The sequence below is a fragment of the Mucilaginibacter rubeus genome (assembly GCF_003286415.2).
Classification (GTDB): domain Bacteria; phylum Bacteroidota; class Bacteroidia; order Sphingobacteriales; family Sphingobacteriaceae; genus Mucilaginibacter; species Mucilaginibacter rubeus_A.
The window spans coordinates 3,151,315-3,163,909 of sequence record NZ_CP043450.1 but is presented as its reverse complement, the minus strand read 5'-3'; the positions used below and the strand labels follow the sequence as shown (position 1 = coordinate 3,163,909).

9 protein-coding genes are annotated in these 12,595 nt (G+C 43.8%); 7 read left to right on the top strand and 2 right to left on the bottom strand.

All coding sequences use genetic code 11. The features are described from left to right. Window positions 1-13: 13 nt before the first annotated feature. On the bottom strand, window positions 14-415 hold the full coding sequence (locus DEO27_RS12490) for a hypothetical protein (RefSeq protein WP_112565631.1): 402 nt from the start codon (window positions 413-415) through the stop codon (window positions 14-16). Window positions 416-663: 248 nt separating this feature from the next. On the opposite strand from DEO27_RS12490, the gene DEO27_RS12485 reads away from it, so the two are divergent. Further along, window positions 664-2,277, top strand: coding sequence for a Na+/H+ antiporter (locus DEO27_RS12485; protein WP_190295395.1), 1,614 nt, complete (start codon window positions 664-666; stop codon window positions 2,275-2,277). Between the two features lie 574 nt (window positions 2,278-2,851). Next, complete coding sequence (locus DEO27_RS12480; RefSeq protein ID WP_223818234.1) at window positions 2,852-4,231, top strand: deoxyguanosinetriphosphate triphosphohydrolase; 1,380 nt, start codon at window positions 2,852-2,854, stop codon at window positions 4,229-4,231. A gap of 87 nt (window positions 4,232-4,318) precedes the next feature. Here DEO27_RS12480 and DEO27_RS12475 read toward each other — a convergent pair whose 3' ends face one another. Then, complete coding sequence (locus DEO27_RS12475) at window positions 4,319-4,714, bottom strand: hypothetical protein (RefSeq protein WP_146749943.1); 396 nt, start codon at window positions 4,712-4,714, stop codon at window positions 4,319-4,321. A gap of 136 nt (window positions 4,715-4,850) precedes the next feature. On the opposite strand from DEO27_RS12475, the gene DEO27_RS12470 reads away from it, so the two are divergent. From DEO27_RS12470 to DEO27_RS12450, 5 genes are all read left to right on the top strand, one after another. After that, window positions 4,851-5,750, top strand: a complete 900-nt coding sequence (locus DEO27_RS12470) for a helix-turn-helix domain-containing protein (RefSeq protein WP_112565633.1) — start codon at window positions 4,851-4,853, stop codon at window positions 5,748-5,750. Between the two features lie 246 nt (window positions 5,751-5,996). Beyond that, entirely contained in the window at window positions 5,997-6,584 is a 588-nt protein-coding gene (locus DEO27_RS12465) for a TetR/AcrR family transcriptional regulator (protein WP_112566898.1), read from the top strand. 104 nt (window positions 6,585-6,688) lie between these two features. Further along, window positions 6,689-7,855, top strand: a complete 1,167-nt coding sequence (locus tag DEO27_RS12460; protein WP_112565636.1) for an efflux RND transporter periplasmic adaptor subunit — start codon at window positions 6,689-6,691, stop codon at window positions 7,853-7,855. A gap of 54 nt (window positions 7,856-7,909) precedes the next feature. Then, the gene (locus DEO27_RS12455) at window positions 7,910-11,065 is read left to right on the top strand and encodes an efflux RND transporter permease subunit (protein ID WP_112565639.1); all 3,156 of its coding nucleotides are present in this window, start codon (window positions 7,910-7,912) and stop codon (window positions 11,063-11,065) included. 37 nt (window positions 11,066-11,102) lie between these two features. Next, window positions 11,103-12,512, top strand: coding sequence for an efflux transporter outer membrane subunit (locus tag DEO27_RS12450; protein ID WP_112565642.1), 1,410 nt, complete (start codon window positions 11,103-11,105; stop codon window positions 12,510-12,512). Window positions 12,513-12,595: the final 83 nt, after the last annotated feature.

Sequence of the window (12,595 nt, the reverse complement as noted above, 5' to 3'; positions counted from 1 at the left end):
AACGGAAAAAGAATTAGAACGGACTGAGCCTGAAGAGGAAATTATAATATGCAGGCAAAAAGCCTTTTATGGATTTATTCTGATTGTGTTGTTTTTCTACCGTTGATATAACATCAGCAAGTAAAAGTTGTTGCCCCGGTAATAATGCCGAAGAATAATTTACCCGGCTTGGTAAAAAACGTATGATGTTACGGGTATGGGCAGCTTCGTTACCATCGGAATCAGGCGAATCATCTTGTACTTCCTGCTGTTGAATTTGCCCTATGATCCTTTGGTGGGTAAGGGAAATTACATCGGCAGCCCGACCTGATTTTTTGTAGTGGGTTAAAATTGATTCGGCGTTAGCAGGTGCTACAGCTATTGCAAGCTGGAAAAAAAATAATGCGAAGAATATTTTTTTTATCGACGACCACATGATTGCGAAATTACCAAAATTTTTGAAGCTATAGAAATGACTTTGTATTTTTTTTGATATAAAATGACTTTATTTTTATTTTTTATTGCTGTTCTTTAGCATTTTATCTTTTTCTATCTCAATTTTTTATTCAAAAATTAAGTTAATGTTATCAGAACAGTCAAAACGGTTATTTGTTCGGACCTTTTTAAGGTGCTTAACACAAGAAGAAGCAAACTTTACTCGTTGAATAATTGTATTTTAGCTACATGCTGCATCACCTTATTGTCCAATGTACCTGCTTATTGCTTGTTATTCTGTCTGTTGTAATGCTTGGGCAGAAGATAAAAATCGCCTATCCCATATTACTTGTACTTATTGGTTTGCCCCTGGGTTTCGTGCCGTTTTTAAAAGGCATTGAAATAAATCCCGATCTGATCTTTGTAATCTTTTTACCGCCCTTGCTCTATGAATCTGCCTGGAACACATCCTGGAAAGATTTTTGGAAATGGCGCAGGATAATTTCAAGTTTTGCATTCCTGATAGTTATTTTAACCTCATGTTTGATAGCCTTTGTATCCAATAGTCTTATCGCTGGGTTCACCTTACCCCTTGGTTTTTTGCTCGGAGGGATAATTTCACCACCTGATGCTGTATCGGCCAGTAATATTCTGAAAAACGTTAAGGTTCCTAAACGATTTGTAGCCATTGTTGAAGGTGAAAGCCTCATGAACGATGCATCGAGTTTGGTGATCTTCAGGTTTGCACTGGCCGCTGTGCTTACCGGTAAGTTTGCTTTTGGTCAGGCTGCCTTAAGCTTTGTTTTAGTGATAGTAATGGGTATAGTTATCGGCCTGGCTGTGGGCTTGATTTTTTATACCATACACAGGTGGTTACCAACTACGGCTAATATTGATATTATCCTCACGTTTATCACACCGTATGTGATGTACATGGCTGCAGAAGAGTTTCACTTTTCGGGTGTGTTGGCAGTAGTGAGCGGCGGTTTATTCCTTTCATCGCAGCGGCAGGTGATATTAAGCTATCGCAGCAGGTTGCAGGGGGTAAATGTTTGGGAAACAGTAGCTTTTGTGCTAAACGGTTTTGTTTTTATTTTAATAGGGTTGGAGTTTCCTGTTATTATAAAGGCGCTTGGTCCTGAAGGGTTAAAACCGGCTATAAATTATAGTTTGATCATAACCGGTGTGCTGATACTTGCCCGCCTGGCAAGCACCTACGGCGCTACAATATTTACGGTCTTTATCAGCCGTTACATCACTACCGCCGATCCAAGTCCGGGTTGGAAAGGGCCATTATTACTCGGCTGGACAGGCATGCGTGGCGTGGTTTCACTTGCTGCGGCGCTGAGTATCCCTGAGCTTTTACCTTCCGGCGTAGCCTTTCCTCAACGGAACCTTATCCTGTTTATCACATTTGTTGTCATTATATTTACACTGGTTGTTCAGGGGCTTACCTTGCCCATATTAGTGAAACTTGTAAACCTGCCCGATCGTGACTATACAGGCTCACATGAACAGCAAAAACAGTTGGTTAGGAAGAAGTTATCAAAGTTGGCTTTACAGATACTTGAAGATAAATACGCCGACCGTTTAGATGGTAATGATATGATCAAGGCATTCAGACTGAGGCTAAGTGCCGATATGGAACTGCTGAAAGACTGGGAAAAAGATAACAACGAACAGCGCGCCAGCGAATTTTACCACGATTACCGCATGATCTTAAACGATGTTATGGCTCAACAGCGCGATCTGCTGTTAACGCTCAATAAAAAGGAAAACATCAGCGATGAAATAGTAAAGCAGCAATTAGATCTGCTTGATCTGGAAGAGGAAAAGTTGAGGCAGCATTTTGAGGTGGTGTAGGTTTAGGGAATCACTTTTAGAACAGGAGGCACCTACGGAGCCAATACTCGATTGATTTTCCCTACAAACATGGGTACTCCTACGGAGTTAGGAAAGCGCACATAGAAAAACTCCGTAGAAGTACCATGTTTATAGAAATTGTAAAGCTAACTCTAAATAAAAAAACATCAGCGATGAAATAGTAAAGCAGCAATTAGATCTGCTTGACCTGGAAGAAGAAAAATTGAGGCAGCATTTTGAGGTGGTGTAAGCTTAGGAAATCATTTTTAGAACGAGGCTCCATCCGGAGCCCAAGAACTTGACTTGCGTTTAGCTACAAACACGCAACTCCGCTGGAGTTGTGAGTAGCACATTGTAAACTCATAACTGGATTATCTCAAAATCTGTAAACTTTTTTTAGAACGAGACAATTGGGATACTCCTGTTATGAGTTTACAATAGGTATAACTCCGTCAGGAGTATCGTGTTTATAGCAAAAGTAACGTCAAATCCGGCTCCATAGGAGCCTCGTATCCTCTGCTTATTTCAAAACGATCTTCCTCCGGTGCAACGGCAGGTATTTCTTTCGGGGATAATGGCTACTTTTGCCGCCCATACACATCATACTATCATGAACTGGGATAAGCTACTATCGGCGAAGCGCTGGGGTTACGAGGATAAATATATTGCAAACCATATCGATGCCAGATCGGAGTTTCAGCGGGATTACGACCGGATAATTTTTTCATCACCATTCAGGAGGTTGCAAAACAAAACCCAGGTATTCCCATTACCCGGAAGCATTTTTGTACATAACCGGCTTACCCATAGTTTGGAAGTAGCCAGTGTAGGACGCTCGTTAGGGCGTATGCACTTTAACCGGATGCTTAAGGAAGATCCCGAGGTAGAGAAAAAATATCCACTTATCAGCGAGATTGGTAATATGATTGCGGCAGCTTGTTTGGCGCATGACCTGGGCAACCCTGCTTTTGGCCATTCAGGCGAATCTGCTATTTCGTATTATTTTGCAGAAGGAGCGGGTAAAGATTACAAGGCAACTGTTACCGCTCAGCAATGGGAAGATCTGACGCATTTTGAAGGTAATGCTAACGCCTTAAGGTTATTAACTCATCAATTTGCCGGTAAAGGCCGGGGGAGTTTGGCGTTAACCTATTCTACCATAGCTTCTATAGCAAAATACCCATGTTCATCTGTAGCCGGGCATAAAAAGGGTATCATCTACCGGAAAAAATATGGTTTCTTCGATTCTGAGCAGCAGGATTTTGAAAAGATAGCTGAGGATTTGGGTTTGATCAGGGTAGAGGGTGACGAACTTATTTACAAAAGACATCCATTGGTATACCTTGTTGAAGCCGCCGATGATATTTGCTATAATGTTGTTGACCTGGAGGATGCCCATCGCCTTAAAATACTCTCCTATGAGGAAGTGAAAGAGCTACTGATGCCTTTGTGTACTATCCCCAGAATGGAAGAGCGATTGGAAGAGTTTGATGATAGTGACGCTAAGGTGGGCTATTTGAGAGCGATAGCAATAAATACTTTGGTAAATCAATGTTCAAATCTGTTTTATGACAAACAGAATGAGATAATGAACGGCGATTTTAATTCTGCACTAATGGACGCCATTGAAGAGCCGCTACGGTCTGCCATGAAAGCTATTGAAAAGGTATCTGTAAAAAAGATCTACAACTATAGCTCAGTAGTGCAGAAGGAAGTTGCCGGTTATAAAGTAATGGGCGGTTTATTGGAAGAGTTCGTTCCCGCGTATTTAAAAAATAATTCAAAATACCACGAGAAACTGATCGAACTGATCCCTAAACAATTTTTAACCAAAGCCGGGGATGATTATTCAAAGATCCAGACCATCCTTGATTTTGTTTCGGGCATGACAGACTTGTATGCCGTTGAATTGTTCAGGAAGATAAAGGGGATCTCGTTCCCGTCGATGAGCTGATAAACTGGAAAAACGAGCGTCATTGCGAGGAACGAAGCAATCCCCGATAAGCAGAGCCGCTCTGTATAGTTTGGGATGGCTTCGTTCCTACCCATGACATGTTAAAAAAAAAGGCGTGTTTTCCGTCAGCAGGAAAGCTTCGGGTGAAAACAGACAGAACAATGGTGGCCAGTAGCGAAGGATGGGGCATAGCAAGTTTTTGCAGAAGCGTTGAGGAAGCGCGTGCGAAGCCGGGCAAAATAATTGCAGTCCGTGGTTCTGTTTGTTTTGCAGGGTAAGGGCCGAAGCGATGGCCAGTGCGGAGGGCAGCGCAAAGAAGCCTCCCTGCTGACTTGATTTTTTGGGTACTTTTGTATCAAGACAAAAGTACCTGGCCCCGCGCGGCCAAGAGCGCGACGATGCAAGTTTAATAACCCTAAGCACGTTACCTGCCTGTAGGGGATTGCTTCGTTCCTTACAGCAATGACGTGGTGGAGATGTCATTCCTCCTTTATAGATCTCAATTTTTTCCTACTTGCAATAACTCTTTTTTATTTAAGATATTTATTAGAGCGAGCTTGAATGCCACGCGTTTTCAATTTAATTCGCAAAATTAGCGCAGGAGCCTTATAATTGCCTTATGCCAAAAGAGATCCTGCCTGTACAGACGCACACCATGGAGCAATTGCTTGCTCCGCTTGGCATTACAAGTCAGCATAAGGGTTTGTATGTAACTTCATTTAACCCGAGCGATGTAGAAGTGCCAATTCTGTATCCTTTCAGGTCAGATCATTTTTCTTTTACGCTGGTTCATGAGGGCGATTTTTCCATCAATGTAGGTCTGCTGGAGTATAATGTAAAAAAGGACAACATTCTGCTAATCGCGCCTAATACCGTTCGCCAGTTTCTTAATGTTTCGCCAGATTGCAGGCTTACCTCTGTCATATTTACCTCGACTTATTTATCGGCTACCAGTATCCACACCAAAAATGTTGAGGCATTTGATTTTTTGTCGTCGCAGGTTAGCCCTTTATTGGTTACCGGTGAAAAGTCAATGGCCCCGCTTACAGCAATCCTTGATATCATTGAAAGTAAAATAGACATCTGTGATGAGTTGGCTTTTCGGGATGAAGTTTTATTGAACCTTTTCACCGGTTTTATTTATGAGGTAAGTGCCTTATATAAAAAGCAGGAAAAATTAGGAGAGATAAAAGGCACACGTAAGGAGGAATTAACTTTTCGTTTCCTGAAGATCCTGCCGCAGCATTTCAAGACGGAAAGAAGCGTACAGGCTTATGCGGCTATGTTGAACATCACCCCTAAATATCTTTCCCAAACTGTAAAAGAGGTAACAGGTAAAACGGCAGGCGAGTTTATTGACGAAATAGTGATCATGGAGGCAAAGGTAGCCTTGAATGATCCGGCACTGACTATAGCCCAGGTAGCAGCGTATCTCAACTTTGCCGACCAATTTTTTTTCAGTAAGTTTTTCAAAAAACAATGCGGTATCAGTCCCAGTAAATACCGCCAAACTCCTTAATAATTACCATCCACTTTATTTGGATAGGTGCTGTTGTAATTTTAATTACAAAGTGATAGTATCGTTGTAATAGTATAATCAAAATTACTATTCTATTACAATCTTTTTATCGAAAACGACTTTTTGACATATTGCGCCATCTTTTAAACATTCTGCAAAAACGATAATTGGGGCAATTTTGCCCTGTCATCAATTTTTGGTGCAGCCGGGCATAATAGTGTGCCTGGTTAAATGCCGTTTGTTTTTATGCCAATAAGGGATACCGGTGCCGAGCAGTTAATTAAGAATACCGCCAAGCACATTTTTTTTGCCGAAGGCAGGCTACACGCCAATACCCAGGATATTGCCGACGCCGCCGGAGTGAGTCGCACTTTGTTAAACTACTATTTCCGCACCAAGGATGTTTTAATTGAGCAGGTGTTTAAGGAAGCCATGCTTGCTTTAACCACCCGCCTTGATGCTGTGATGGCTTCCGATCTGCCGTTTAAACAGAAGATCGAAAACTTTATCGACCTGTTCTTAACCGAGGCCAACGCGTATCCGTACCAGGAAACTTTTCTCATCACCGAACTCAATTCAAATACCTGTAAATACACCAACGAGGTTAAGCCTCATCATATCCAGATGTTCCTGGAGCAGATCAAAACTGAAATGGAAGCTGGTAACATCGAACGGATGAACCCTGTACATTTTGTGCTGAACCTGTTCTCGCTGATGTCGTACCCGCTTATTATGAGTGCCATTTACAAAAAAGCTTTTGAACTAAGCAATGAGGGCTATGCCTGCCTTATCAATGAGCGAAAGAAGATGATCTGTAAAATGATTTTCCAATAAAAAATTTACCCCGTTATTAACGCATTTGTCAAACAGAATAATTAACACACATACCTGCAATGCCTTTTATATCAATTCAATCCAATAGCTACAAGTTTATATTTATGAAAAATACAGTTCAACTGCTAACCGGCTTTAGTGCCGCCTTAATTTTATTGTCGTCATGCGGCGGTGGTCAAAACCAGGGTGCTGCAATGGCCGCAGATGGCCCGCAGCCACCCCAGAGTTACCCGGTTTTTAAAATTAGTTTACATGATGCCACGCTGAACAGCGAATATCCCGCTACACTTCAGGGGCAACAAAATATTGAGATCCGCCCGAAAGTTGATGGTTATGTCGACCAGATTTATATCGATGAAGGCAGCGTGGTAAAAAAAGGCCAGCTGCTTTTTAAGCTCAGTGCGCCACAATATGCGCAGGAAGTAAATACCGCCAATGCTGCCATTGCTACTGCCGAAGCTGATGTAAGCTCGGCCGAGTTACAGGTTAACAAAACCAAGCCCCTGGTTGAAAAAGATATCATCAGCCACTATGAGCTTGAATCGGCCGAATATACTTTGAAAGCTCGCAAAGCCGCCCTTGCCCAGGCAAAAGCCAGTTTGGCCAATGCCAAAACCAATTTGGGCTATACCGTTATAACCAGTCCGGTTGATGGCGTAGTAGGAGCTATCCCTTACAAATTAGGTAGCCTCATTACCGGTTCAACAGCACAACCGTTAACAACGGTATCAAACATTGGCAAGGTATACGCTTACTTCGCCCTGAATGAAAAGCAGCTGCTCGATTTTTCAAGATCGGTTAAAGGCAGCACCATGAACGAGAAGCTGGCCAACACGCCGCCTGTATCACTTGTATTGCCTGATGGCAGTACTTATGCCGAAAAAGGTAAGGTTGAAACCATCAGTGGTTTAATCAATACCGAAACCGGATCGGCAAGTTACAGGGCTACATTCCCTAACCCGATTGGCCTTATCCGCAGTGGTGGTAGTGCTACTATCCGTATTCCACAAACTGTAAAAAACGCGGTGCTTATACCACAGAAAGCCTCTTACGAGCTGCAAGGAAAGCATTTTGTTTATGTAGTTGATGGAAAAGGCGCGGTTAAAAACACCGAGATCAAGGTTATGGATTTAACCGCAGGCCAGTTCTATGTAGTTACCGATGGCCTTAAAGCAGGCGATACCGTTGTTACCGATGGCGCTGCTACTTTAAAGGATGGCGCGGTTATCAAACCTGAAGCACAGGAAATAGCGGCTAATTACGGAGAATAAAATAAATTTTATAGCAATAGCTGTGCTGTTTAGCCCGGCATCAACATAAATAATATGTTACGTACATTCATTGAAAGACCAGTACTATCTACCGTAATATCGGTAATCATAGTAATACTGGGTATTTTGGGCCTTACTACATTGCCCATATCCCAATATCCGGATATAGCGCCGCCAACGGTGCAGGTATCAACATCATACCAGGGCGCCAATGCCGAGGTGGTGATGAAAAGCGTTATCGTTCCGCTTGAGGAGCAGATAAACGGTGTGGAAAACATGACCTACATGACCTCTACCGCGAGTAACGATGGTAGTGCTGCCATTACTGTTTATTTTAAACAGGGTACAGACCCCGATCTGGCTGCGGTAAACGTGCAGAACAGGGTATCAAAAGCTACCAGCTTACTTCCTGCCGAAGTAACCAAGGCGGGTGTTACTACCAGTAAACGCCAAAGCAGTATGGTGATGGTGTTTTCCCTGTCGAGCGATAACAAAAGTTACGACGAGAAATTTCTGCAAAACTATGCCAATATCAACCTGCTGCCGCAGATTAAGCGTATCAACGGTGTGGGTGACGCGTCGTCATTTGGTATACAGGATTATTCCATGCGTATTTGGTTAAAGCCTGATGTAATGGCCACCTATGGCCTTGTGCCCGATGATGTGAACAACGCTCTTGCCGAGCAAAATATTGAGGCTGCGCCGGGTAAAGTGGGAGAGAATGATAACCAGTCGTTCCAATATGTGTTAAAGTACAAAGGCCGACTTACAAGTGTGCCCGAGTTTGAGAACATTGTAATCCGTTCATCAACCAAGGGGCAATTATTGCGCCTGAAAGATATAGCACGTGTAGAGCTTGGCGCGCAAAGTTATGCTAATGCTACTACCATGAATGGTAAACCGGGCATAGCCATAGCCATTTACCAAACTGCAGGTTCAAACGCGCACGAGTTAATTAAAAACTGTGAGCAAACTATTGAAGCCGCTTCAAAAACGTTTCCGGCGGGTATTAGCTATACCTCCCTTTTCAGCGCCAATGACTTTTTGGATGCCTCTATAGAGAAGGTAGTGCATACACTTATTGAAGCCTTTGTGCTGGTATTTATCGTAGTGTTCATTTTTCTTCAGGATTTCCGTTCTACATTGATCCCGGCTATCGCTGTGCCGGTAGCTATTGTGGGTACGTTCTTCTTTTTACAATTGTTTGGTTTTACCATCAATCTGCTTACCCTGTTTGCTATGGTACTGGCCATTGGTATTGTGGTGGATGACGCAATTGTGGTGGTTGAGGCTGTGCACGCCAAGCTTGATCATGGTGCTAAATCGGCAAAGGCCGCCACCATCAGCGCTATGAATGATATCAGTGGGGCCATTGTATCCATCACTTTGGTAATGGCTGCAGTGTTTATCCCGGTTTCGTTCATTACAGGTTCAACCGGGGTGTTTTATAAGCAGTTTGGTTTAACGCTTGCTATCGCGATATTAATATCTGCAGTAAACGCTTTAACACTAAGCCCGGCCTTGTGCGCCTTGTTATTAAAACCGCATCCCGAAGGTGAGCATCATAAAACAGGTTTTTTACAGCGATTTTATAGTGCTTTTAACACCAGCTTTGATTCCCTTACCCGCAAGTATAAAAGATCGGTAGGTTTTCTGGCGGCTAAAAAATGGCTTTCAATAGCAGGGATCCTGGTTTTTGCCGCGATATTCTGGTTTTTGCTCAAAACAACACCATCGGGCTTTGTGCCTAATGAAGATCAAGGCTTCATCATTGGCGATGTATCCTTGCCGCCTGCGGCATCATTAGAGCGTACTACCGAGGTTATCGATAAGGTATCTGGTATGGTAAGGTCGTTACCAGAGGTTGAATCGGTGATCAGGGTTGCCGGGCAAGGCATTCTGAGTGGTGCAGGCGGTTCATACGGTTTGATCATGATCAAGCTGAAACCTTGGGATCAGCGTACGGCCAAAGGATCGGACGTAAACAGTGTTACCGGCAAACTTTTTGGTATGACGGCCGGGATCAAAGGCGCTACCATCCTGTTTTTCGCCCCTCCAACGCTGCAGGGTTTTGGTAACAGCAGTGGTTTCGAGTTCCAGGTACAGGACAAAACAGGCGGCGACATCGTAAAATTTGCCGAAATAAACGGCAAGTTTTTAGGTGCGCTAAATCAACGCCCCGAAATTCAATATGCATCTACTTTCTTTAATACTAACTTCCCGCAGTTTTTGGTTGATGTAAATGTGGCTAAATGTAAAGACGCGGGTATCACCGTAAACTCGGTATTGAGCGTTTTGCAGGGCTATTTCGGCGGTGTTTATGCTTCTAACTTTAACGAGTTTGGTAAACAATATCGTGTAATGATCCAGGCTGATGCCGCATACAGGGGCACAACCGGTAGTTTGAATAATATGTATGTGCGTAATGCCAATAATACCATGGCGCCAATTTCGGAGTTTGTTACGCTGAAAAGGGTTTATGGGCCGGAGTCTATCAACCGCTTTAACTTGTTTACCTCTATTTCGGTAACAGGCGCGCCAAAACCGGGCTTTAGTACCGGTGATGCCATTAAAGCCATACAAGAGGTAGGTGCTAAAACATTGCCTGCAGGTTATGGATTTGAGTTTTCGGGCTTAACACGGGAGGAGATTGCCAGCGGCAGCCAAACCATTTTCATTTTTATGTTGTGTTTGGTGTTCGTGTACTTCCTGTTAAGTGCACAATACGAAAGCTATATCCTGCCATTCGCGGTATTGTTATCGTTGCCGATAGGTTTGGCCGGCGCGTTCATCTTCGCCCGCATCTTCGGGATCGAGAATAATATCTACCTGCAAATCACGCTCATCATGCTTATTGGTCTGTTAGCTAAAAACGCCATCCTGATTGTTGAGTTTGCGGTAGCGCGCAGGCGCAGCGGCGAGAGCATTGTACAGGCTGCTATTGACGGTTCGGTAGCACGTTTAAGACCTATTTTGATGACCTCCTTTGCGTTCATTCTCGGTTTGGTTCCGTTGATGCTTGCCTCAGGTGCAGGTGCCGAAGGTAACCGTTCGATTGGTACGGGCGCTGTAGGGGGGATGTTGATCGGTACCATATTCGGTGTGTTTGTAATACCGGTGCTGTTCATCATTTTCCAGTCGTTGCAGGAACGTATCAGCGGTACGCCTGCCGAACAGGAAATAGAAGTTGAAGAAGAAACGCTGGCCTGATAGCAAAAATTTTAAGAAACAATTAAGAAGCAACAAAATGATCTATTCATATAAGCGACAAATATTGGCTACGTTGGCAGCAACGGCGGTATTTGCATCGTGTGTTACAAAAAAATACCAGCAACCGGTAGTAAATACCGATAAGCTATATCGGGATACCACCATTACCGATACTACATCAATGGCCAATATGCCTATGAACCAGTTGTTTTCGGATACGGTACTGGTAAACCTGATTCAGGAAGGACTGCGCGAAAACCTTGACCTGAAAACTGCCGTACAGCGCATCAATGAGGCGCAGGCTACATTTAACCAAAGCAAGGCGGCCTATTTACCAAGCCTGGAGGGAAGTATAACCGGTACAAGAGCAAAAACATCGGCGGCAAGCTTGAACTTTCCACCGGAGTTTGCCAGTTCGTTCAACCTGAAAACTACAACTTACCAGGCGGCCTTAAGCACAAGTTGGGAAGCCGATATCTGGGGTAAGCTAAGCAGCGCTAAAAGGGCTGCATTAGCTTCGTTATTGCAAAGCGATGCTGCTAAAAGAGCTGTTCAAACCCAGTTGGTGGCAGATATCGCCAATGCTTATTATAACCTGCTGGCGCTTGACCAGCAACTGGCTATTACCGAGCAAACGCTTACCATCAGGGTAAAGGATGTGGAAACAGTAAAAGCCCTGAAAGAGGGTGCAGTAGTAAACGGTGCAGCTGTTGTACAAAGCGAAGCTAACCGTTACGCGGCTGAGGTTACGATCCCTGATCTTAAACAAAGCATCCGCGAAGCTGAGAATGCACTGAGCATTTTACTGGCGAGGGCCCCGGGCACTATCAAACGTACAAGCTTGAACGACCAGAAACCGGTTGCGGATCTGAAAACCGGAATCCCGTCGCAACTGTTGAAAAATCGCCCGGATGTGCAGCAGGCCGAGTTCGCGTTCAGAAGTGCCTTTGAAAACACTAACCTGGCGCGTACTTACTTTTATCCGCAGCTTACCATTACCGGTCAGGGCGGTTTATCAACCCTGCAGCTGAAGAATTTCTTCGATCATTCTATCTTTTACAATTTTGTTGGCGGAATTACCCAGCCTATTTTTAATAAAGGTCAAAACCGGGCCCGTTTAAGGACAGCCCAGGCTCAGCAACAGGAGGCTTACTATGCTTTTCAAAAATCATTGTTGACGGCAGGGCAGGAAGTAACCAACGCGTTATTCTCTTATCAAAATGCCGTTGCTAAGCAAGGCTCAAGGGCCAAGCAGTTGCTGGCGCTCGAAAAATCGGTTGATTATACCAAAGAGCTGCTTCGTTACAGTTCGGCTACAAACTATACCGATGTTTTAACTTCCGAACAAAGTTTGCTTGCTGCCCAGTTAAGCAGTGTTAATGATCGTTTGCAGGAATTGCAATCAATTGTTAACCTTTACCGCGCTTTGGGTGGCGGCTGGAAATAGAACAATAGTTTTAATCCCCTGTTAATCAAGAAGCCCGGTTTGCGCCGGGCTTCTTTTTTTGTCGTGGTGATTTTGACATATTT